The sequence below is a fragment of the Rhizobium herbae genome (assembly GCF_019511375.1).
GTDB lineage: Bacteria > Pseudomonadota > Alphaproteobacteria > Rhizobiales > Rhizobiaceae > Pararhizobium > Pararhizobium herbae_A.
The window spans coordinates 149,784-172,976 of sequence record NZ_JAEUAO010000002.1 but is presented as its reverse complement, the minus strand read 5'-3'; the positions used below and the strand labels follow the sequence as shown (position 1 = coordinate 172,976).

19 protein-coding genes are annotated in these 23,193 nt (G+C 64.3%); 14 read left to right on the top strand and 5 right to left on the bottom strand.

Going from position 1 to position 23,193, the window contains the following annotated elements; all coding sequences use genetic code 11:
• Window positions 1-24: 24 nt before the first annotated feature.
• Genes JNB71_RS08020 through JNB71_RS08000 form a run of 5 tightly spaced genes read left to right on the top strand, consistent with a single transcriptional unit; the run spans window position 25 to window position 5,711 of the window.
• Window positions 25-726, top strand: coding sequence for a CerR family C-terminal domain-containing protein (locus JNB71_RS08020; protein WP_220371325.1), 702 nt, complete (start codon window positions 25-27; stop codon window positions 724-726).
• Window positions 723-1,730: a secretion protein HlyD gene (gene hlyD / locus JNB71_RS08015; RefSeq protein WP_220371324.1), complete on the top strand. Its 1,008-nt coding sequence runs from the start codon at window positions 723-725 to the stop codon at window positions 1,728-1,730. The genes JNB71_RS08020 and hlyD overlap by 4 nt, the downstream gene beginning before the upstream one ends.
• Window positions 1,727-3,469: an ATP-binding cassette domain-containing protein gene (locus JNB71_RS08010; protein ID WP_220371323.1), complete on the top strand. Its 1,743-nt coding sequence runs from the start codon at window positions 1,727-1,729 to the stop codon at window positions 3,467-3,469. Before hlyD ends, JNB71_RS08010 begins: the two co-directional genes overlap by 4 nt.
• Window positions 3,466-4,599 carry an ABC transporter permease gene (locus tag JNB71_RS08005; RefSeq protein ID WP_220371322.1) on the top strand — a complete coding sequence of 378 codons (1,134 nt, stop codon included), beginning with the start codon at window positions 3,466-3,468 and terminating at the stop codon, window positions 4,597-4,599. Before JNB71_RS08010 ends, JNB71_RS08005 begins: the two co-directional genes overlap by 4 nt.
• Window positions 4,599-5,711 (top strand): ABC transporter permease, encoded by a 1,113-nt coding sequence (locus JNB71_RS08000; protein WP_220371321.1) that lies wholly within the window; start codon window positions 4,599-4,601, stop codon window positions 5,709-5,711. Before JNB71_RS08005 ends, JNB71_RS08000 begins: the two co-directional genes overlap by 1 nt.
• 275 nt (window positions 5,712-5,986) lie before the next feature.
• On the opposite strand, the gene JNB71_RS07995 is transcribed toward JNB71_RS08000, so the two are convergent.
• A complete protein-coding gene (locus JNB71_RS07995) occupies window positions 5,987-7,396 on the bottom strand; it encodes a helix-turn-helix domain-containing protein (protein ID WP_220371320.1) in 1,410 nt (469 codons plus the stop codon).
• A 165-nt stretch (window positions 7,397-7,561) separates the two neighbouring features.
• Between JNB71_RS07995 and JNB71_RS07990 the strand changes: the two genes are divergently transcribed.
• The 7 genes from JNB71_RS07990 to JNB71_RS07960 all read left to right on the top strand — a co-directional run bounded on the left by JNB71_RS07990 (window position 7,562) and on the right by JNB71_RS07960 (window position 16,650).
• On the top strand, window positions 7,562-9,094 hold the full coding sequence (locus JNB71_RS07990; RefSeq protein ID WP_220371319.1) for an acyl-CoA carboxylase subunit beta: 1,533 nt from the start codon (window positions 7,562-7,564) through the stop codon (window positions 9,092-9,094).
• Between the two features lie 219 nt (window positions 9,095-9,313).
• Window positions 9,314-10,234 carry a glutathione-dependent disulfide-bond oxidoreductase gene (gene yghU / locus JNB71_RS07985; protein WP_220371318.1) on the top strand — a complete coding sequence of 307 codons (921 nt, stop codon included), beginning with the start codon at window positions 9,314-9,316 and terminating at the stop codon, window positions 10,232-10,234.
• A gap of 11 nt (window positions 10,235-10,245) precedes the next feature.
• Complete coding sequence (locus tag JNB71_RS07980; RefSeq protein ID WP_220371317.1) at window positions 10,246-10,623, top strand: hypothetical protein; 378 nt, start codon at window positions 10,246-10,248, stop codon at window positions 10,621-10,623.
• 365 nt (window positions 10,624-10,988) lie between these two features.
• Window positions 10,989-12,992, top strand: coding sequence for an acetyl-CoA carboxylase biotin carboxylase subunit (locus JNB71_RS07975; protein ID WP_220371316.1), 2,004 nt, complete (start codon window positions 10,989-10,991; stop codon window positions 12,990-12,992).
• Between the two features lie 817 nt (window positions 12,993-13,809).
• Window positions 13,810-15,951, top strand: coding sequence for a methylmalonyl-CoA mutase (gene scpA / locus JNB71_RS07970; RefSeq protein ID WP_220371315.1), 2,142 nt, complete (start codon window positions 13,810-13,812; stop codon window positions 15,949-15,951).
• A gap of 168 nt (window positions 15,952-16,119) precedes the next feature.
• A complete protein-coding gene (locus JNB71_RS07965) occupies window positions 16,120-16,305 on the top strand; it encodes a hypothetical protein (protein ID WP_220371314.1) in 186 nt (61 codons plus the stop codon).
• A gap of 132 nt (window positions 16,306-16,437) precedes the next feature.
• Window positions 16,438-16,650: a hypothetical protein gene (locus JNB71_RS07960; protein ID WP_220371313.1), complete on the top strand. Its 213-nt coding sequence runs from the start codon at window positions 16,438-16,440 to the stop codon at window positions 16,648-16,650.
• Window positions 16,651-16,961: 311 nt separating this feature from the next.
• Here the strand turns inward: JNB71_RS07960 and JNB71_RS07955 are convergent, their stop codons facing one another.
• Complete coding sequence (locus JNB71_RS07955; RefSeq protein ID WP_220371312.1) at window positions 16,962-17,993, bottom strand: hydroxyacid dehydrogenase; 1,032 nt, start codon at window positions 17,991-17,993, stop codon at window positions 16,962-16,964.
• Window positions 17,994-18,085: 92 nt separating this feature from the next.
• Window positions 18,086-18,397, bottom strand: a complete 312-nt coding sequence (locus JNB71_RS07950; RefSeq protein WP_220371311.1) for a hypothetical protein — start codon at window positions 18,395-18,397, stop codon at window positions 18,086-18,088.
• A gap of 140 nt (window positions 18,398-18,537) precedes the next feature.
• On the opposite strand from JNB71_RS07950, the gene JNB71_RS07945 reads away from it, so the two are divergent.
• The gene (locus JNB71_RS07945; protein ID WP_220371310.1) at window positions 18,538-19,164 is read left to right on the top strand and encodes a ribonuclease D; all 627 of its coding nucleotides are present in this window, start codon (window positions 18,538-18,540) and stop codon (window positions 19,162-19,164) included.
• A 43-nt stretch (window positions 19,165-19,207) separates the two neighbouring features.
• On the opposite strand, the gene JNB71_RS07940 is transcribed toward JNB71_RS07945, so the two are convergent.
• On the bottom strand, window positions 19,208-19,540 hold the full coding sequence (locus JNB71_RS07940) for a DUF6665 family protein (RefSeq protein WP_220371309.1): 333 nt from the start codon (window positions 19,538-19,540) through the stop codon (window positions 19,208-19,210).
• Between the two features lie 60 nt (window positions 19,541-19,600).
• Window positions 19,601-20,983, bottom strand: a complete 1,383-nt coding sequence (locus JNB71_RS07935; protein ID WP_220371308.1) for a nicotinate phosphoribosyltransferase — start codon at window positions 20,981-20,983, stop codon at window positions 19,601-19,603.
• A gap of 357 nt (window positions 20,984-21,340) precedes the next feature.
• On the opposite strand from JNB71_RS07935, the gene JNB71_RS07930 reads away from it, so the two are divergent.
• Window positions 21,341-23,125: a hypothetical protein gene (locus JNB71_RS07930; RefSeq protein WP_220371307.1), complete on the top strand. Its 1,785-nt coding sequence runs from the start codon at window positions 21,341-21,343 to the stop codon at window positions 23,123-23,125.
• The last annotated feature ends 68 nt before the right edge of the window (window positions 23,126-23,193 follow it).

Genomic DNA, 23,193 nt, shown 5'->3' with positions numbered 1-23,193 from the left:
TCGGAAACGACATATATATGCGCCATGTCTAAACCAGAAAACGAACAGAACACTTCGCCCCCGCGCCGCGACGCAACGCGTGAGAAGCTGCTTGCCGCCGCGCTCGACGTGTTCGGCCGCTATGGCTTCGACGGCGCTTCGACACGGCGGCTGGCCGATGCCGCGGGCGTCAACCTGCAGGCCATTCCCTATTATTTTTCGGGCAAGGAAGGCCTCTATATCGCCACCGCCGACTATCTGACGGAGCTGATCAGCAATCATGTCGGCGACATGCGGCAGCGCGTCGGCGCACGCATCGTCGCGCTCGACACAGCAGGTGAACCGATGTCGCCGGCCGAAGCCCGCGCCTTCCTCACCGAGATCGCCCAGACGATGATCGCGCTCTTCGTCAGCAAGAAATCCGAGTCCTGGGCCCGCTTCATCATCCGCGAGCAAATGGAGCCCACCGAGGCCTTCACCCGCGTCTATCAGGGCATCATGCGGCCGATGATCGAGATCGCCCGGCGGCTGATCGGCACGATCCTTGATGACGACCCCGCATCCGAGCATGTGCGGCTGCGCGCATTTGCCTTTATCGGCAGCATCCTAGTCTTCCGCATGGCGCACGCCGCGGTGCTCGCGCAGATGGAGTGGGAGACGGCCGGGCCGCAGGAGGTCGCAACCCTGCGCCATCTGGCCGCCGAACTCGTGGCGGCCCTTGAGCCCTTCAAAGGAGGCGCAGCATGAAAAGGATCGTCGTCATACTGCTGCTCGCCGTCGCCGGGGCGTCCGCCTGGTGGTTCGAGCTGCCCGCAAAACTCGGATGGGAGGCTGCGGGACGACAGGACTTCGTGCTCTACGGCAATGTCGATATCCGCCAGGTCTCGCTCGGCTTCCGCGTCAACGGCCGCTTGTCGGAGGTGGCGGTCGATGAGGGCGACGCTGTCAAGCGCGGTGCGGTCCTCGCCAGGCTCGATGCCCGGCCCTACGACTACGCGGTGCGCTCGGCGGAGGCCAATGCTGCTGCCCTGCGAGCCACGCTCGACAAGCTGAAGGCCGGCCCCCGCCCGACGGAGATCGCCCAGACACGCGCCAACTACAATGCCAGCGTCGCCGAGCTGCGCAATGCCGAGCTCGAGCTCACCCGCGCTGAGCAGCTTCGCCCGCGCGGCACGATCTCGCAGTCGGCCTTCGACCAGGCGACCGCGGCGAAAGCGATGGCGGCAGCGCGCGCGGAGGCCGCCAGGCAGGCGCTCAACCTGATAGAGGAAGGCACCCGCGCCGAAGACATCGCCACCGCCGCCGCGCAGTTGCAGGCCGCCGAAGCGGCACTGGCCTCCGCCCGTACATCGCTGGAGGATACCGAGCTTCGCGCGCCGAACGACGGCGTCATCCTCTCGCGGGTGCGCGAAACCGGTGCGATCGTCGCGCCGGCCGACAGCGTCTTCGTCCTGTCGCTGACCGAGCCGGTCTGGGTGCGCGCCTACGTCGCCGAGCCGGACCTCGGCCGCATCCATCCCGGCATGAAGGTGAAGGTGACGTCGGATACCCGCCCGAACGACGCCTATGAAGGCACGATCGGCTTCATTTCGCCGGTCGCCGAATTCACCCCGAAATCGGTGGAAACGGCGGAACTGCGCACCGACCTCGTCTACCGCCTGCGCATCGTCATCGACAAGCCGGGTGCGGACCTGCGCCAGGGCATGCCGGTCACCGTCCGCCTTCCCCTGGGCGAGGCAGCGATACGATGACCGAGGCTGCGGACAGGGCCGAACTGGTCCGGCTGGCGGACGTCACGAAGCGGTTCGGTGATGCTTCGCCGGCGCTCGATGCCGTGTCCGGCGCGATCCTCGCCGGCGAGATCACCGGGCTTGTCGGCCCAGACGGTGCCGGCAAGACGACGCTCATCCGGCTGATGACCGGCCTGATGCTGCCCGACAGCGGCAGCGTCTCCGTGCTTGGCTTTGCCACCGCCAGGGACCCGGCCGCCATCCAGGCCGCCATCGGCTACATGCCGCAGCGCTTCGGGCTCTATGAAGACCTGTCGGTGCAGGAAAACCTTGATCTCTACGCCGACCTGCGCGGCCTGCCGAAGCACGAGCGGGCGGCGACCTTCGATGAACTCCTGACCTTCACCGATCTCAAGCGCTTCACCGGCCGGCTGGCCGGCAAGCTCTCCGGCGGCATGAAGCAGAAGCTGGGGCTTGCCTGCGCGCTTTTGAAGAAACCCCGCCTGCTCTTGCTCGACGAGCCCGGCGTCGGCGTCGACCCGATCTCGCGCCGCGATCTCTGGACGATGGTCGAAGACCTGACGAAGGAAGGCATCGGCGTCGTCTGGTCGACCGCCTATCTCGACGAGGCGGAAATCTGTGACGGCGTGCTGCTGCTCAACCAGGGTAAACTCATGTTTTCCGGCAAGCCGGCCGACATGACCGCACGTGTCGAGGGCCGGGTGTTCCGCGTCTCCGGCGTCTCGGGTCGCAAGCGGCAGGTGCTGGCGAAGCTCTTGGACGAAGAGGGCGTCATCGACGGCGTCATCCAGGGCGAGGCGTTGCGGATTGTCACCGGGCAAGGCACCGAGCCGGCATTCAGATCCGCCGGAGACGGCGCAAAGTCTGCCCCTGCCCTGCCGCGCTTCGAAGATGCCTTCGTCGACATGCTCGGCGGCGGGCCGGGCGGCCGCTCCAGACTCGCCGAAGCGCAGCAGCCGCTGGCCGCGAAGGATGACCGTCCCGTCATCGAGGCGAAGGGGCTGACCAAACGCTTCGGCGACTTCACTGCCGCGGACGGCATCACCTTCGATATCCAGCGCGGCGAGATTTTCGGACTGCTCGGGCCGAACGGCGCCGGCAAATCCACCACCTTCAAGATGCTCTGCGGCCTGTTGAAACCGACCGCCGGCGAAGGCCGCGTCGCCGGCTTCGACCTGCGCCGCGACGCCGCCTCCGCCCGCAACCAGCTCGGCTACATGGCACAGAAATTCTCGCTTTATGGCGATCTCAGCATTGCCCAGAACCTCGATTTCTTCGCCGGTGTCTATGGCCTTTCCGGCCAGCGCAAACGCGAGCGCATCCAACTGATGAACGAGATCTTCGATTTCGGCCGCCATGCCGGACAATCGTCCAAGGACCTGCCGCTCGGCCTGAAGCAGCGCCTCGCGCTCGCCTGCGCCGTCATGCACGAGCCGCGGGCGCTGTTCCTCGACGAACCCACCTCCGGCGTCGACCCGATCACCCGGCGCGAATTCTGGACGCATATCAACGCGTTGGTCGAAAAGGGCGTGACGGTGCTTGTCACCACCCATTTTATGGAGGAGGCCGAATATTGCGACCGGATTTCGCTGATCTATCGCGGCCGCTCGATCGCGCTCGGCTCGCCGGATGAGCTGAAGGCGCGCGTCGTCACCGACGACCAGCCCGATCCGACCATGGAGGACGCCTTCATTGCGCTCATCCGGCAGTCCGAAGCCGAAACGAGGAAAGCGGCATGAGCACATCCTCGGCATCGGACAGGATCCGGCGCTTTGCGGCTCTGGTGCGCAAGGAGAGCTACCAGGCCGTGCGCGACCCCAGCACGACGCTGATCGCCTTCGTGCTGCCCTTGATCCTGCTCTTCCTGTTCGGCTATGGCGTCTCGCTCGACACCACCCGCACCCGCGTCGGCCTCGTCATGGAGGAGACCACGCCGCTCACCCAGAGCCTTGCGGCAAGCTTCCAGGCCTCGCGCTATTTCGCCGTTGCCACCAACCGAGACCGGCGTGTTTTCGAGGAGGATCTGGTCAACGGCCGCATTCGCGGCATTCTCGTCATCCCCGCCAGTTTCACCACCGACTACGCCGCCGGCAACCACCCGCAGGTGCAGGTGATCGTCGATGGCTCCGAGCCGAATACGGCAAATTTCGTCCAGAACTATGCGCAGGGCACCGTCGCCAATTGGGAGCGCCAGCGGCAGGCGCTGATGGCGGAGCGTGCCTCGGCGATCTCGATCGAACAGCGGTTCTGGTTCAATCCGGAGCTCACCAGCCGCTATTTCCTCGTCCCCGGCTCGATCGCCATCGTCATGACGCTGGTCGGCACGCTTCTGACCTCGCTGGTGGTCGCCCGCGAATGGGAGCGCGGCACGATGGAGGCGATGATGGCAACGCCGGTGACCGCGGTCGAGCTCCTGCTCGGCAAGATCCTTCCGTATTTCCTGCTCGGCCTCGCGGCGATGACGCTCTGCGTGCTGCTCGCCGTCTTCCTGTTCGGCGTGCCCTTCCGCGGCTCGGTCGTCGCGCTCTACGCGCTGTCGGCGACTTTCCTCGTTCCGGCCCTCGGCCAGGGGCTGTTGATCTCCGCGGCGACGAAGAACCAGTTCCTCGCCTCGCAACTGGCGCTGATCACCGCCTTCCTGCCGGCCTTCCTGCTCTCCGGCTTTCTGTTCGAGATCAATTCCATGCCCACCATTATCCAGTGGATCACCTTCGTCGTGCCGGCGCGCTACCTGATCCCGAGCCTGCAGACCGTGTTCCTTGCCGGTGATATCTGGCCGATGTTCCTGCATTCGATCGCCGTCATGCTGACGATCGGCGCGGTGTTCTTCCTGATTGCCGCCCGCAGCACCAGAAAGAGGATCGGCTGATGTGGTGGACGCGGCTTCGGGCCCTGATCGTCAAGGAGCTGCTGGCGGTGCTGCGCGACCCGAAGGGCCGTGCCATCCTGATCGGCCCGCCCCTGATCCAGCTCCTCGTCTTCTCCTATGCAGCGACGCTCGAGGTGCGCAATGTAGACGTGATGATCCTCAATCGCGACTCTGGACATTGGGGACAGGAACTGGTCGAGCGCATCGACGGTTCGCCCACTTTCCGCCGGATCGCGATCGCCGCCGATCCGCAACAGGTCCGCGCGGCGATCGACGACCAGGATGTCATTGCCGCCGTCGAGATCGGCCCGGATTTCTCCCGCGGCATCGAGGCTGGAACCCCGGTCGACCTGCAGATCATCCTCGACGGGCGCCGCTCCAACGCCTCGCAGATCGTTTCCGGCTATCTGACCCAGATCGCCGGCGGACTTGGCTCCGAAACGCCGGCCGGCAAACGGTCGGCCACGCAGTCGATCTCGACCATTCCCCGCAACTGGTTCAACCCTAATCTCATCTATCAGTGGTTCATGGTGCCGAACCTGATTGCCAGCATCGCACTGCTGATCGGCCTGATCGTCACGGCGCTGTCGATCGCCCGCGAGCGTGAACTCGGCACGTTCGACCAGTTGATGGTGTCGCCGCTCAGGGTGCATGAGATCCTGATCGGCAAGCTCCTGCCGCCGATGATGATCGGTCTCTTTCACATCACCCTTTATATCCTGGCGGCGCTCTTCATCTTCGGCCTGCCGCTGCGCGGATCGCTGTTCCTGCTCTATGGCAGCGGCATCTTCTATCTTGCCTCGGTGGTCGGCATCGGGCTGTTCATCTCGGCCCTGTCGATGACGCAGCAGCAGGCCATCCTCGGCGCGTTCCTGTTCATGGTGCCGGCCATGCTGCTCTCCGGCTTTGCGACGCCGATCGAGAACATGCCGGACTGGCTGCAGCCGGTGACGCTGGTCAACCCGTTGCGCTACTTCCTGATCATCGTGAAGGGCGTCTTCCTCAAGGATATCGGCCTTGGCGAAGTGATCCATCTGACCATCCCGCTCTGCCTGATCGCAGCGGTGACGCTCACCGCCGCGGCCTGGCTGTTCCGCAGCCGGCTGGAGTGATCAAGACGTCTGGACCGGGTATTGCTCACACCTCCGATGTCGGCTGCCGCGGGATACCCCCCTCTGTTACTTCGTGACATCTCCCCCTCAAGGGGGATCGGCAGTATGTCGAACCTTCCGCCGATAATGACCTCCTTTTCAACCGAAATGGAGATGGTCGATAGGCGCGCGGCAGATCAATCTCCCCCCTTGAGGGGGAGATGTCACGAAGTGACAGAGGGGGGTACTGCGGCAAACTCCGAAGCCGCGGGAACAGTTTTCACCGCCTGTCAATCTCAATCCGCGATCCGGTAGGGAAGCGGGCCGCGCACCGTGTGGTCGACGATCAGCTTGCGCTTCAGCGGCGGCACGGCCCGGCTGGTGCACTTCGTGCGTTCGCAGATGCGGCAGGAAATGCCGATCGGATCGAAGGCGGCGCGATTGCTCATGTCCAGCCCGTCGGCATAGATGAAGCTGTGCGCGTCGGAAATCTCGCAGCCGAGCGCGATCGCATAGCTCGGCCGCGGCGTGCCGAAACTGCCGCCGCCCTTCGTCACCTGCGTCGCCAGACAGAGGTAGCGCATGCCATCGGGCGTTTCCGCCAGCTGACGGATCATCCGCCCCGGTGTTTCGAAAGCCTGGTGCACGTTCCAGAGCGGGCAGGCGGCGCCGAAACGCGCGAACTGCAGCTTGGCGGCGCTGTGCCGCTTGGTGATGTTGCCGGCGCGGTCGATGCGGGCAAAGAAGATCGGGATGCCCTTGGCGCCCGGCCGCTGCAGCGTCGAGAGCCGATGACAAACCTGTTCCAGCGAGGCGCCGAAACGCGCCGCCAGCAGTTCGAGGTCATGCCGCAACTCTCGCGCCGCAACGAGAAAGGACTGATAGGGCAGAAGCAATGCGCCGGCGAAATAGTTCTGCAGGCCGATGCGACAGATCTCGTAGGCTTCCTCGGTGCGGAAGCCGGCAGCCGCCGCCACCGCGTCGATCTCCTTGCCCGCATGCAACTGGGCGATCTGCAGGGCGATCTGGAAATCGCGCGTCGGCGCCGGAGCATAGGGGTTGAGCGTCAGGATGCGCGACTTCGGATCATAGCGGCGCAGCTCGTCGCTGTCGGGCGCGCCGCGCACGATCCGTACGCCATGCTGCCGCTCGATATAGGCCGACATCAGCCCGTGGCTGTCGCCCTCGCCGATCCCGAGCGCTTGCGCCAGCCGCTCTGCCGAGACGTCGATGTCGTTGATGTAATTGTCGACGAAGTGGAAGAAATCCCGCACCTCCTCATAGGGCGTCGTCTCCGTCAGCGCCGCCCCGCGCGCATCGTCGAAGCTGGCAAGCTGCTCGCTGTTGCGGCGATAGGCCTGATGGACCGCAATCAGCGCGTGGGCGAGACCCGGGGCGTTCTGTGTCACCAGCTTCAGTTCCTGCAGGCTTGGCGTATAGGTCTCGAACAGCGGATCCGAGAGCGCCTCCGAAAGCGCCGACAGCAGCCGGTCACCCTCACCGGAGGAAAGGTCGCCGATGCTGATCTGGAACTTCTCTGCCAGCGCCAGCAGCACGGAGGCGGAAACCGGCCGCTGATTGTTCTCGATCTGGTTAAGATAGCTGGTCGAGATGCCGATGCGTTCGGCAAATTGCGACTGGGTCGCGCGGCTCGCTTCGCGCAGCGCCCGCACCTTCCGGCCGATGAAAAGTTTTCCGATTGCCATTTTCGCAAAATCGCAATTTACAATTTTCAATTTTGTATATTCTGCATTCGCACATGATCCAAGGTTTTTCTTCGATGCTTTGCCGGCTATTGCGGGAGCACGAAAACCGGTCACAATAGCCGCGAACAGGGCAGCCGGAGAGGCCGGCACGAGGGGGAACACGCAATGCGCGCCATTCTTGCGGAAGTGGAGTCACGTCGCGCCGAGGCGCGGCTCGGCGGCGGCCAGAAGCGTATCGACGCGCAGCATGCCAAGGGCAAGCTGACCGCGCGTGAGCGCATCGAGGTGCTGCTCGACGAAGGCTCGTTCGAAGAATACGACATGTACGTCACCCACCGCGCCGTCGATTTCGGCATGGCCGAGCAGAAGGTTGCAGGCGACGGCGTCGTCACCGGCTGGGGCACGATCAACGGCCGCCAGGTCTACGTCTTCTCCCAGGATTTCACCGTGCTCGGCGGCTCGCTGTCGGAAACCCACGCCCAGAAGATCTGCAAGATCATGGACATGGCGGTGCGCAACGGCGCACCCGTCATCGGCCTCAACGATTCGGGCGGCGCCCGCATCCAGGAGGGCGTCGCCTCGCTCGCCGGCTATGCCGAGGTCTTCCGTCGCAATGCCGAGGCCTCCGGCGTCATCCCGCAGATCTCCGTGATCATGGGGCCTTGCGCCGGCGGCGCCGTCTATTCGCCGGCGATGACCGACTTCATCTTCATGGTGCGCGATACATCCTACATGTTCGTCACCGGCCCCGACGTGGTGAAGACCGTCACCAACGAGATCGTCACGGCCGAAGAACTCGGCGGCGCCGGCACGCATACGAGAAAATCCTCCGTCGCCGATGCGGCTTACGAGAACGACATCGAGACGCTGGAGCAGGTGCGCCTGCTGTTCGACTTCTTACCCGCCAACAACCGCGAAAAGCCGCCGGTGCGTCCGTTCCACGACGACCCGGCCCGCATCGAGAACCGTCTCGACACCCTGATCCCGGACTCGTCCGCCAAGCCTTACGACATGAAGGAACTGATCCACGCGATCGCCGACGAAGGCGATTTCTTCGAACTGCAGGAAGCCTTCGCCAGAAACATCATCACCGGCTTCATCCGGTTGGAAGGCCAGACCGTCGGCGTCGTCGCCAACCAGCCGATGGTGCTGGCCGGCTGCCTCGACATCGACTCCTCACGCAAGGCCGCCCGCTTCGTCCGCTTCTGCGACGCCTTCTCGATCCCGATCCTGACGCTGGTCGACGTTCCAGGCTTTCTGCCCGGCGTGGCGCAGGAATATGGCGGCGTCATCAAGCATGGCGCCAAACTGCTCTTTGCCTATTCGCAGGCGACCGTGCCGATGGTGACGCTGATCACCCGAAAAGCCTATGGCGGCGCCTATGACGTCATGGCCTCCAAGCACATCGGCGCCGACGTCAACTATGCCTGGCCGACCGCCGAGATCGCCGTGATGGGTGCAAAGGGCGCCACCGAGATCCTCTACCGCTCCGAACTCGACGACCCGCAAAAGATCGCCGCCCGCACCGCGGAATACGAGACCCGCTTCGCCAACCCCTTCGTCGCCGCCGAGCGCGGCTTCATCGACGAGGTGATCATGCCGCACTCGTCGCGCCGCCGCATCGCCCGCGCCTTCGCCTCGCTCAGGAACAAGCGCAAGGAGCAGCTGTGGCGCAAGCACGACACGATCCCGTTGTAGCCCGTCACATGGACAAACCACACTCGCCGTCATCGGGCTCGACCCGCCACTCGTCATCCTCGGGCTTGACCCCGTCATCCTCGGGTCAAGCCCGAGGATGACGGAGAAACGCAATACGCCTTGGGGGGAAAGTGACTGTCTGCACTAGCGAAATATTGCTTGCTTCCCATATGCGCTATGCGCCCCCTGCGCGCAGGTGTCACCAACAAGGACAGTTTCATGACCGAACAATCCCCTGCCGATAACTTTCCCGCCGGCTACGAAGTCCCCAAGGTCTGGACCTGGGACAAAGCCAATGGCGGCGCGTTCGCCAATATCAACCGCCCCATCGCCGGCCCGACCCATGACAAGGAACTGCCGGTCGGCAAGCATCCGTTGCAGCTCTATTCGCTGGGAACGCCGAACGGCGTCAAGGTCACCATCATGCTGGAGGAGCTTCTGGCTCTCGGCCACAAGGGCGCCGAATACGACGCCTGGCTGATCAGGATCGGCGATGGCGACCAGTTCGGCTCCGGCTTCGTCGACGTCAACCCGAACTCGAAGATCCCGGCGCTTGCGGACCACGCTCCGAAGGATGGCGGCGAACCGGTGCGCGTCTTTGAATCGGCGTCGATCCTCGTCTATCTCGCAGAGAAATTCGGCGCCTTCCTGCCGTCCGAACTGCGCGCTCGCACGGAAACGTTGAACTGGCTGTTCTGGCAGATGGGCTCTGCCCCTTTCCTCGGCGGCGGCTTCGGGCATTTCTATGCCTATGCACCGATGAAGATCAAATATGCGATCGATCGTTACGCCATGGAGGTGAAGCGCCAGCTCGACGTGCTCGACCGGCACCTCGCCGACAACCGCTACATGGCAGGCTCGGAATATTCCATCGCCGATATGGCCATCTGGCCCTGGTACGGAAATCTGGCGCTCAACCAGTCATATGGCGATGCCGGCAACTTCCTGGAAGTCCAAAGCTACAGCCACGTCCAGCGCTGGACCGCTGAAATCGCCAAGCGCCCTGCCGTGAAGCGCGGCCGCATGGTCAACCGCCTGTCCGGCGAGCCATCCGAGCAGCTGCACGAGCGCCATGACGCCTCCGACTTCGAGACGAAGACTGAGGACAAGATCGGGCAGGACCAGACGGTCAAGGCCTGAAGGAGACAGAGATGCCCAAACGGCCCGACATGACCAAGCATCGAGGCTTTCCCTCCGGCATGCCGGGCCATGGCCATCATTTCACCATCCGGCGGGCGAACGAGAAGGGGGTAACGCCGCTCAAGGCGTTGCAGCGCCTCGCTCGCCCGAACACGATCGAACACAAGGTGGATGCAGCCTTCCTGCATGCGCTCTGGCACCATTTCGGGGCCGAACCGTTCGAACGGGGCAATCTCGACGCCGGACGGCTCAACCTCCTGTTTGGCCGCGAAGTCGTGCCGGCCGAGGAGCCCTTCGATCCGGCGTCCTATGAAGCGCTGCTGCGGATCGACGAGCGGGTAGCGCGCAAAAGCTTTCCGGAAGCCTTCGACGACGTGATGGAGGTGTGAAGCCGTGCTCCAGTCAGTCCGTCACTTAGCCGCCTCACATCCCCCCCTGTCGCTTTACGGCATTTCCCCCTCAATGGGCGAGGCACGCTCATCTGGATGCGTGAACGAAGCGGGCAGCGGCCTCCCTCTTCTCCCCGGCGGGGAGAAGATGCCCGAAGGGCAGACGAGGGGGTGCGCGAAGCGCCAATGTCGTGCCCGAAGCCCCCTCATCGCCTCGCATGCGCTCGGCACTTCTCCCCGCGGGGGAGAAGAGGGAGCCAGCGGGCGCCCTCGCCGTCGCATAGGCCCACGCTTGATCATGCGGTTCGCAAAGGCGAGACCGGACGCTCCTATTCACCGCGATTTCCAGGGAGCGGCCTGCTAGCATGTTCAAGAAAATCCTCATCGCCAACCGCGGCGAGATCGCCTGCCGGGTCATCAAATCAGCCAGGAAGCTCGGCATCGCCACCGTCGCCGTCTATTCCGACGCGGATGCCGATGCGCTGCATGTGAGACAAGCCGACGAAGCCGTCCGCATCGGCCCGGCGCCATCCAGCCAGTCCTACATCGTCATCGACAGGATCCTCGAGGCAATCAGCAAGACCGGCGCCGATGCGGTGCATCCGGGCTACGGCTTCCTGTCGGAAAACGCCGCCTTCGCCGAAGCGCTAGAGAAGGCGGGTATCGCCTTCATCGGGCCTCCGGTCGGCGCGATTTCAGCAATGGGCGACAAGATCACCTCGAAGAAGCTGGCGGCCGAAGCCGGGGTTTCCACGGTGCCCGGCCATATGGGCCTGATCGAGGAAGCCGACGAGGCAGTGAGGATCGCCAGCGAGATCGGCTATCCGGTGATGATCAAGGCCTCGGCCGGCGGCGGTGGCAAGGGCATGCGCATCGCCTGGAACGATGCGGAAGCCCGCGATGGCTTCCAGGCCTCGAAGAACGAGGCGAGGTCCTCGTTCGGCGACGACCGCATCTTCGTCGAGAAGTTCGTCACGCAGCCGCGCCACATCGAGATCCAGGTGCTCGGCGACAAGCACGGCACCGTGCTCTATCTCGGCGAACGCGAATGCTCGATCCAGCGGCGAAACCAGAAGGTCATCGAGGAGGCGCCCTCGCCCTTCCTCGACGAGAAGACCCGCCGCGCCATGGGCGAACAGGCCGTCGCCCTTGCGAAAGCCGTCGGTTACCATTCGGCGGGCACAGTCGAGTTCATCGTCGATGGCGCGCGCAATTTCTACTTCCTCGAAATGAACACGCGGCTGCAGGTCGAGCACCCGGTGACCGAACTGATCACCGGCATCGACCTGGTCGAGCAGATGATCCGCGTCGCTGCCGGCGAAAAGCTCGCCTTCACCCAGAAGGACGTCCGGCTCAACGGCTGGGCGATCGAGAGCCGGCTCTATGCCGAGGACCCCTACCGCAACTTCCTGCCCTCGATCGGTCGCCTGTCGCGCTACCGGCCGCCGCCGGAAGGTGTGCGGCCGGATGGCATTGTCATTCGCAACGATACCGGCGTCTTCGAAGGCGGCGAGATCTCGATGTATTACGATCCGATGGTCGCCAAGCTCTGCACCTGGGCGCCCGACCGGCTGACCGCCATCGATGCGATGAGCGCCGCCCTCGACGATTTCGAGGTCGAGGGCATTGGCCATAACCTGCCGTTTCTGTCGGCCGTCATGCAGCACGACCGGTTTCGTTCCGGCCAGATCACCACCGCCTTTATCGCCGAGGAATTCCCGGAAGGCTTCCACGGCGTCGAACCCGATCCGGCATCGGCCCGCAAGCTGGCGGCCGTCGCCACGCTGATCCATCAGGCCCTTCAGAACCGCGCGGCGCAGATCTCCGGCACGATCGGCAATCACCGCCGGGTGATCGGCAAGGACTGGGTCGTCTCGTTCGGCGGCCAGGAACATGCCGTGACGCTCGACACCACGGGCGACGGGGCCTGTGTGCAGATGGCCGATGGAGCGGTGTTCGCGGTCGCCGGCGACTGGATGCCCGGCCGCAGCCATGCCACCTTCCATGTCGAGGGCACGGCGCTCGGCGTGAAGATCGACCTCTCCGGCACCGCCATCCGCCTGCGCTGGCGCGGCATGGACGTCACCGCCCATGTGATGAGCCCGCGCGTTGCCGAGCTTGCCCGGCTGATGCCGAAGAAGCTGCCGCCCGATACCTCTAAGATGCTGCTCTGCCCGATGCCGGGCGTCGTCACCGCGCTTGCCGTTGCCGCGGGCGACACGGTCGAGGCCGGCCAGGCGCTCGCCACCGTCGAAGCGATGAAGATGGAAAACACCCTGCGCGCCGAACGCCGCGGCGTGGTCAAGCGCGTCGCCGTTGCGGCCGGCACGAGTCTCGCGGTGGACGAGTTGATCATGGAGTTCGAGTGATGGTTATCGCGCCTCCGGGGACGAACACGCCCCCTCACCTATAAAATCTAGCACTTAGCTGACGCTAAGATGCTGATTTCATATCCTCTCCCGCAGGGGGAGAGGTAGAATGCGGCAGCCGCGGTGCCTCATCTCTCCCCTCGTGGGAGAGAAAGCAATTTCAACATCTTAGCTTTGGCTAAGTGTTAGAAATTGCAAGTGAGGGGGTTTCGCGGACGCAGAGAACCACATGGAAACGAGCCGTCGGGAGCCGGAGCATTGATGACATTTATCGCATCGGATTTTCCCCGTCTGGCCCGACGATGGCATATTGGATGCGTCCCGCCGTCGGATACGCTGCCAGCCGTGGCAGCGAGCGGGACCGGCGCCGGGTTCGGGGAAAGGACGGAAGTCCTCGGAATCGGGGTTCGCGAGAAGGTTCCCCTCCGCAGGCTGTTGCTGCTGCGGGCGTGCAATCGCACAGAGGGCCGAGAGGCCGTAGCGGAACGAGTTTGCGGGCAGAAACCGCCGAACGGGGCGCCGGAAGGTGTCACCTATTCTACTCTCTCGAGGCAGCTTCCGGCGCCCCGTCCGAGTTTCATTGCAGCAAAACCACGGCGAGTGTCTCGCGCGTGGCTGAAGGCCGTTGCGGCAGGCCTCGGTCTGATCTCCCCCCTTGAGGGGGAGATGCCCCGAACGGGGCAGAGGGGGGTAACGCGGCATGCGCACAGGCCGACGGTTCACCCCCCTCTGTCGGTTTCACCGACATCTCCCCCTCAAGGGGGGAGAGTGGACCGAGCCCTTGGCCGCACTATCTCACGTCAACGGAGGCACTCCCATGTCCGATAAGAAAACCCTCAGCGACTGGGCCGCCCTCGCCGAACGCGAAGTGAAATCTCCCCCTGAGGCGCTCACCTGGCAGACGCCCGAGGGCATCGCCGTCAAGCCGCTCTACACCGAGGCCGACCTCGATGGCGCCGGTCATCTCGGCTCGCTGCCGGGCTTTGCGCCGTTTACCCGCGGCCCGCGCGCCACCATGTATGCCGGCCGGCCCTGGACGATCCGCCAATATGCCGGATTTTCCACGGCGGAGGCCTCGAACGCCTTCTATCGCAAGGCACTTGCGAGCGGCCAGCAGGGCGTCTCGGTCGCCTTCGACCTTGCCACCCATCGCGGCTATGATTCGGATCATCCGCGCGTCGTAGGCGATGTCGGCAAGGCGGGCGTGGCGATCGATTCGGTCGAGGACATGAAGATCCTGTTCGACGGCATACCGCTCGAAAAGATCTCCGTGTCGATGACCATGAACGGCGCCGTCATCCCGATCCTCGCCGCCTTCATCGTCGCCGGCGAGGAACAGGGCGTGCCGCGCGCCGCGCTTTCCGGCACCATCCAGAACGACATCCTCAAGGAGTTCATGGTCCGCAACACCTATATCTATCCGCCCGAACCCTCGATGCGGATCGTCGCCGACATCATCGACTACACGGCGCGCGAAATGCCGAAGTTCAACTCCATCTCGATCTCCGGCTATCACATGCAGGAGGCCGGCGCGACACTGGTGCAGGAACTCGCCTTCACGCTCGCCGACGGCCGCGAATATGTCCGCGCCGCCCTCGCCAAGGGCCTGAATGTCGACGATTTCGCCGGCCGCCTCTCCTTCTTCTTCGCCATCGGCATGAATTTCTTCATGGAGGCCGCCAAGCTGCGCGCCGCCCGCCTGCTCTGGGCCCGCACCATGGAGGCGTTTTCGCCGAAGAAACAATCCTCGCTGATGCTCAGAACCCATTGCCAGACGTCCGGCGTCTCGCTGCAGGAGCAGGATCCCTACAACAACATCATCCGCACCGCGTTCGAGGCGATGTCGGCCGTGCTCGGCGGCACGCAGTCGCTGCACACAAACTCGTTCGACGAGGCAATCGCCCTGCCGACCGAATTCTCCTCGCGCATCGCCCGCAACACCCAACTCATCCTCCAGCACGAGACCGGCGTCACCCGGGTCGTCGATCCGCTCGCCGGCTCCTACTATGTCGAAAGCCTGACGGCGGAGCTCGCGGACAAGGCCTGGGCCTTGATGGAAGAGGTCGAGGCGCTCGGCGGCATGACCAAGGCGGTGGCCGACGGCCTGCCGAAACGGCTGATCGAGGAGGCAGCGACCCGCCGGCAGGCCGCGGTCGACAAGGGCGAGGAAGTCGTCGTCGGCGTCAACAGATACCGGCTGGAAACCGAGGATGATCACGACATCCTCGACATCGACAATGCCGCCGTGCGCACCGCCCAGATCAAGCGCATCGAGGAAACGAAGCGCCGCCGCGATACGGCAGAGGTCACTGCAGCGCTGAATGCCCTGACCGAGGTCGCCCGCAGCGGCAAGGGCAATATCCTCGAGGCCGCCGTGGCTGCTGCGCGTGCCCGCGCCACAGTCGGCGAAATCTCGGATGCCATGCGCGCCGTTTTTGGCGATCATTCCGCCGTTCCCGAGGTCGTCACCGACATCTATGGCGACGCCTACAGGGACGAGCCGGAACTGGCGACGCTCTCCGCGCGGCTTTCCGCCGTCTCCCGGTCGATTGGCCGAAAGCCGAAGATTATGGTCGCCAAGCTCGGCCAGGATGGCCATGACCGCGGCGCCAAGATCATAGCGTCGGCCTTCGGCGATATCGGCTTCGACGTGCTCGCCGGTCCGCTGTTCCAGACACCGGAGGAAGCCGCGGACATGGCGCTTGCAGCAAACGTCCATGTCGTCGGCGTTTCGTCGCTCGCCGCCGGTCACAAGACACTTCTGCCGCAACTGGTCGAGACATTGAAAGCCCGCGGCGGCGGCGAAGTCATCGTCGTCTGCGGCGGCGTCGTGCCGCGCCAGGACTACCAGTTCCTGATGGACCACGGGGTTGCCGCCGTCTTCGGGCCTGGAACCAACGTCATGGAGGCAGGCCGCGCCGTGCTCGACCTCCTGGAAGGCAGGCTGCGCAACGCCTGAAGCGACGGGACACCCCAAATAATCATCGCCGAAAAGTTGTGCTTTCGCTTTAGCGGAAATGTCGCATCCTGTTCACGTGCTCAGATGATTCGCCTTATGTGCCTGCGTCCAGGCCGGATTGGGAGCGGGGGGCGGCAACGCTAAATGATTTAGCTGGGGGCAAGCGCAATGCGGAAGCGCGACGACGTCGAAAACTGGGCAGTTTACCGGGCGCAACAAATTCTGATGCGCGAGGGCATGGACCTCGCGCTCTCGGCTCGCGACCTGGACAAAAAGGCGATCCGGGCCAAGGGAAAGCTTCTGGCGATGGCCATCGTCGCGTCGCTGCTGGAGGCATCCGCCGTCGCGGAATGAACTCAAAGGCTGCCCGGCCCGGTTCCTCGTTCGATTGCCAGGCCCGAAACCCCTTAAATCTGGGAATTGCCACCGTATCGAATGGCTCTACACTGTCCATCCAAACCGGGTGTGTTCCGAAAGGTAAAAGCAGTGTCGTTTCTGTCGGACCTGGCCCTGAACCAGAATGAAATCGAAGTCGTCTGCGGCGCGCTGGAGGAATGGTGCGCGGAAACGCGCACGACGCTCGACAGCGACGATGGCCGCGACGCCGCCACCGTCATTCTCGGCCTCTACAAGACGGGCCACGCCACCAAGGGTTCCATTCTCGAAGCGATGCGCCGGGTCGCCGGCGTGTGCGCCTGACGGCCTCCGGCACTCCTCGCTTTGCCCCTCACCCTGGCCCTCTCCCCGCAAGCAGGGAGAGGGGACGACGGAGGTCGCCGCTTGTCCCTTCTCCCCGTTTGCGGGGAGAAGGTGGCCGGCAGGCCGGATGAGGGGCCAATCGGCGGTCAGCCAAGCACTGCCGTATTGATCACCGCATGCCCGCCTCCTTGCCCGCTCAATTTCCCCGCTTTACCCAACTGCGGTAGACTCGTCCTTCGCAAGGGAGGGCCTATGCCGTCTGTTCTTTGAAAGTACGGTTGAGTTATAAAACCACCCGCCGGCCGCCAATCTCAGTTGACGGTGACAGGTTTGGAGCGCATGCGCGACACCGTCTCGCGCTCCGCCCGCTTGCAGCGCATCGGCGGCAGGCTGCGGTCCATCAGGTCCATGTCCTCCAGTACCATATCGCCCATTTTCTTGAAGGCACTGTCGAGCGCGCCGGCCCGGTGGGCGGAACGCAGGAAACCCTTGAGATTTCGAACGGGATGGTCGAGCGGTAAAGGCTCCTCCGGAAAGACATCGCTTGCCGCAACGATATGGCCGCTTGCCACCGCCGCCATCAGCGCATCGAAATCCACCACATTGGCACGGCTGAGCAGGATGAAGGCGGCGCCGGGCCGCATGCTGGCAAAGGCGTCGGCACCGAGGAAATGCTGGTTCTCGCTGGTGGCGGCCGCAACGACGAAGACGAAGTCGCTTTCGCTCAGCACCTCCTTAAGGCTCGACGGCTGGACGCCGTGGTCGATCAGGATCGAGGCCGGCATCCACGGATCGTAGACGCGGGTCTTAGTGCGGAAGCCGCCTAGGACCCGGTTCAGAGCCTTGCCGAGATCGCCGAAGCCGATAATGCCGACGGCGGCACCGGAGAGAAGCCGCGCCCTGGCGTTGCCCTCGCCGCCCCAGAGTTCCCTGCCCTCCCGGAAATCGACATCCGCATCGACGATGCCGCGGGCGATGTTCAGCGCCATGGCAAGGCCGAGTTCCGCAACCGGCTCGGCAAAGACCTGGCCGGTCGTCACCACATGAATGCCGCGGGCGAACAGAACCTCATAAGGCATGTTGTTGATCAGGTTGCTTTCGACGTTGAGGATGCAGCGCAGCGCAGCGAGGCGCGCAAGCGTTTCGGGGCTGAGCGGCGGCTGGCCGATGATGTAGCGGCATTCCCCGAGCACATCGTCACCCAGACCGGCGATGTTCTCCTGATCGGCCTCGACGATCCGGTATTTCGCCTTGAGCCGTGCCAGAGCCTGCGGCGTGAAGATCAGGTCGAGCGTGCGCGGCTCCGGCGCGCAGATGACCAGGGGTCGGTGCGGTTCAGCCATGATGTCTCTCCCAGGCCAGCCCCGGAAAGGCCGGCAAGCCTCGATGCAGCAAGTTGTATTGTCGCCCCGGCAATTTGCAAGCGCGCCGACGGTCAGTAGGTGAAGCCGCGCAATTGCCGTATGATCGACGGCGGCAGCCGGCCGGACTGGAAGACCGGTCCATTGCCGCGCCGGCAGAAATTAGCGGTCGCATAGCCCGAGTTGAGGCCGGGGCTGCGCCGTATGCGCACCTGCTGGCAACTCACCGCGTTTTCCTGCTCCACGGCCTCAGGCGTCTTGACGCCCGGGAGATCCGTATAGGCCTGCACCGGCTGCCGGAACGGATCAGCCGACACGGTCGCACCGAACGGCATCGAAGCTGCCCACAGCACGAGAGAAAAGGTGACGGTTCGAAGCGCTTTCATGAGATGATCGCATTTGGGGCCGGCAACGGCTATCCGGCTGTCACGGCAGAAGGAGAAGGTATCGCTTTCAGAGAAGTTGCGCTATAGGCCAACAACTTGGACGACGCGCGACACCCTGTCCGGCTGATGTGGGGATTGAAATGGCAAATACAATACGGCTTCACGCAGGTGACATCTCGGCCGACGACGCGGCCCGCTACAAGGGCGCGATAGCCATCGATACCGAAACGCTCGGCCTCATTCCGCGCCGCGACCGGCTGTGCGTCGTGCAGCTTTCGCCGGGCGACGGCACCGCCGACGTGATCCAGATCGCCAGCGGCCAGAGAGAGGCGCCAAACCTCGTGGCCATGCTGGAAGACCCGGCCCGCCAGAAGATCTTCCATTTCGGCCGTTTCGACATCGCGGTGCTGTTCCACACCTTTGGCGTCACGACGACGCCGGTGTTCTGCACTAAGATCGCCTCCCGCCTGACGCGGACCTATACCGACCGCCACGGCCTGAAAGACAATCTCAAGGAACTGCTCGAGGTCGATATCTCCAAGCAGCAGCAGTCCTCCGACTGGGCGGCCGAGACGCTGACACCGGCGCAGCTGGAATATGCCGCCTCCGACGTGCTGCACCTGCATGCGCTGCGCGACAAGCTGACGGCACGGCTGATCCGCGATGGCCGGATGGATCATGCCGACGCCTGCTTCGCCTTCCTGCCGACGCGCGCCAAGCTCGACCTCCTCGGCTGGGACGAAACCGACATTTTCGCGCATAGCTGATGCCGCCGATCGAAGACCGTGCGAAGGCAGGAGGCCCGCCTGATCAGGCCTTGCGAATGATCCCGAGCCGCGCCATCACTTCCTTGGGGATTCCGTAGCGCTGGACGGCATCTCGGTTCGAGCGCAGACCGCAGATCTCGCGCTGGATGAAGAACGCCCAGACGGCATCGGCCGCATCGTTCAGCAACTGCTCTCGCCTGTCCGGCGTCGTTGCCGCATCCCCAAGCACGCTGAGGGCCGCGATCGCCTTTTCCACCTTCAGGCCGTGCCGCCCGAGCGCATCGGCCCGTTCGGACATCAGCTCGTATTCCAGGAGATTGAGGCCGGAATCTCGCGTGAAGGACGGCGACAGGGATTGGGGCGGACGGACAGTCATCTCAAGGCTCCCGTATAAATCGGCGCAAGGATGGGACGAGAGCGCCGATGCTGCAAGCGTCTATTTGGCGCGCTCGCGAATTTCCGCGAAGCTCCAGTCCCTCAGAAGCTCGCCATCCTTCCAGACCGGCTCCAGATGGTTGCGTCGACCCTTGAGTTCATCGAGGCGCGCCGCCTCCAGACCGCCCGGACCGCTGACCACCGCCTGGCGGCCGGCCTTGGAGGCCTTGACGTTCATGGTCGCCGGACGCTTATAGACATCGTGCCATCTGCCGGCATCGTCCAGCCGCGCATTGGTCTTCATGGCGAAGGAATAGGTGTCGCGGCTGACCTTCTGCAGCAGGCCGCCACCCATTCCGAAGGCGATGTTCTCAGCCGAGAAACCGAAGGCTTCCAGCCGCCCGAGGATCTGACCGATATCGGCAATGGAAACACCGTCGCCCTGGATCACGCGCACAGACTTGTCGAGGACCTTGTAGCCCTTGGCGTTCAGCGTCGAACCAAAATGATAGTCCAGTTGCTTGATGACATGGACCGGCGTTTCAATGGGGTCGCCACTGTCGGGCCGGACGACCACCGTGCCGCCGCTGGCCCTGACCTTCTCGCGCAGCTGCTCGCCCCAGATTTCCGAGACCGCGTAATTGATATCGTAGCTGTCGGAGACAACCGCCACCATGCCGCCACCGGCAAAGCGGTCGATCATGTTGGCATAGGCATCCGCCTCGCGGCCGATACCCCAGGCGGTCATGGTCGAGTGCTCGGAGGCCGGAATGGACAAGCCGGCCATCTCGGCGCCGTAGTACCGCCGGGCATAGAGCACGCCGGTTACGGTATCGGTCACCGTGAAGTTGACGAGGTGGGCTGCGCCGCCGATGCCCGCCTGCTCGAAAGCGCCGACGCCGCGGGCGCCAAAATCATGCAGCCGGGACGGCAACACCGCTTCCGGATTGTCGCTGGTCTTTTCGAGCATCGGGCGGATGATCCGCTTGACCTTGCGGGCATTGCTGGCGACGGAGGACGGATACCAGACGGCGCGCAACAGCGCCGTCTCGATGTGGGAGGTCAGCCAGAAGGAGTGCGGATCGGTATTGACCACCTGCACCATCGGCACGCCGCGGCGAACGAGCGTCCCTTCCGGCAGGGCCTGGATCTCCAGCGGCAGGTAGCCGCCGAACTGTTCGACGATGCGCGTCCAGCCGGCGCGATTAAACGGCAGGCCGTGGGCCGTGACGATCGCCTCGGCTTCGTCGATATCGGCCCGCGTCACCGGCTTGCCGAGATATTCCTTCAAGAACATCTGCAGGCCGAAGAACAGGACGTCGGCATGATCCTGATGGCCGCGCGCTTCGATATAGGCGGAGATTGCGCTTGTGCCGGGCGGATATTGCAGGAAATGGCTGAACTTGTAGCTGTCGGTATTGAGGATCAGATTGGCCGCATTCATCGCATTCCCCCCAGGTCCAGTCCGCGGCCCCACCGACGGCGCGCGGCGGCAGAGATGTACGCGACCCCACAACACGCAGCAAGGTCAAAGCAAGCCGCCTGCTCCAGCACCTCGCGCCGCGCAGTATGGTTAATATTCTGTCAATCATTCTGCCCTAACATTGAACCTGAAATGCTCAACCATTCGTGGTTTGGCAGCAGCCGCCGCAGTCTGGTATGGCCGTGAACGAGCCGTCGGGCATGCGCATGAAGCGCCCTTCCCCCTCGACACCCGCATGCGACTTATCCGGCTCGATAGCCGGTGTGCCGCCAACAGAACGATGCTTTTGACCTCGACCCGAACCTGACGGAGATTGCGATGCTGACGCCCATTCTCACGGTCAAGACATCCGCCGCGCTCACGCCGGCAGCCGCCGTGGTGGAGACCGCTACGCCGAAAGAGCGCACGCATGTCGAACCGGTGAGGATTTCGGGAAGCCAGTCGGAAGCCGTCCTCAAGATCGTGGAGACGCTGAACCGACACGTCGTCGGCAGCGAATCGCTGCAAAAGGAAGCATTGATCCGGTTGCTGGACACGCTGGCAAAAGCCCTGAATTTTCCGCCGCTGCCGCAGGAAACCCTGCGTGACTTCACCAGGCGGCTGGCGGTCTTTCTCGATACGCTGCCACCGGCCGCCCGGCTGACGCTGGAAAAGCAGCTCGGGCAGCGTAATCTCGCCATGTCGATCCGGATTCTCGCGGAGGCACTGAAGGGACCTTCGATCATCGACGCGCTGGACGAATTTTTCACCCCGGCGGCGCAGCCGGCGACGAGCCAGCCGGGGGGCAGGCCGGCGGGGACAGGGACCGTCCCGCGGGAGATCGTGCAAGGTCGCCCGACAGCGCTGCCGGCGATGCAGCCGCAGTTTGCCGCACCGGCGACAGGGGCCGATCCAGGCCTGCTGCAGGCAGCCCTGAAGAAAGCCTTCGGCGACGAAGACGAGGCCCTGGTACCGGCGGGCAGCGATACGACGTCCGCTGGCACACCGTCCCACGCCAAGGCAGATTCCGAGACGATCCCCTTGCTGCGGGCTGCCGCTGCCTTTCTCGCCGCGGATCCGGAGGCGCTGTCGCTGGTGGCTGCCATTGCCACGGGCGACATCGATAGCCGGACAACAGCCGATCTGGAGCAGGAACTGGGATTTGATCTTTCACAGCAAACAGGTCAGATCGAGCTGTCGGAAGAGCCGACCCACGCTCGATCCTACATTGCAGAGGCCGAGCGGGAGAGCGCAGCGGGACCGGCAGCAGACGAGAACTCTGCGGCTTCCCAAACCGGTTCCGTTCCACGGCAGACCGCTTCGGTGCCAGCTGATCCCCTTCCTGCGACCGCCGCTGAACCGGAGGTCGAGACGGAAACCGCCGGACCCGGCGACATGCTGGCGCACCGCGGCGAGGTCGAGGGTTTCAAAGGCCACGACCTCGGTGAATGGGAGCTGCATGCAGAACCGTTGCCACGATCCTTTGCGCCCGCAGCCGAGGGGCAAATTGCGGAATTCGAATTCGAGACGTTGCAGTCGGAAGAGACACTGGTCGAGACCCTGCAGACGCTGATCGATGCCGGCCTGCCGCCGCCGGAAGGATCGGCAGGCACGGACACGCTTTTTGCCACGCTGGCAGGCGAGACAGCCGATATGAGTGCCGAGACGCTGTTTGCACAGCTTCAGACGGAGGACGACCTCGAATTGCCGCCGGATACCGCGCCGACCACCGGCGCCTTGGCCGAGCAGGCCGAACCGCCCGGACTTGAAGCCGACACCTGGAGTGCGCTGCTGGATGCGGCAGAGGAGAAGGCGGCGCGCCGTCCGGCCCATGCATCCGGCCCCCAGGAAGGCGCGCAGGAGGCCCAGATGCCCCGCCAGCCGGAAACGGGCATTGCACGCGACGCCATCCCCTTCGCCATGATTCCCTATCTGCCGGCAAAGACCGCCGAGACGCGGAGCCTGGAGGCGGAAGAGGAGCGGCCTGCCGATGACGAACAGCGGGACGAGCGCGGAGAAGCCGACGACCAGGCTGCCGAGGACGAGGCGGCCGCCGGCGACGAGGACGAGACGGAAACCGCCGATGCCTACGATTTCTACCAGCGCATGGGCGGACTGGGCTAGCCGAAGCAGCCGGCGCCGCCCGGCAAGGACACAAAAAAAGCCCGCGGAAACCGCTTCCCGCGGGCTTC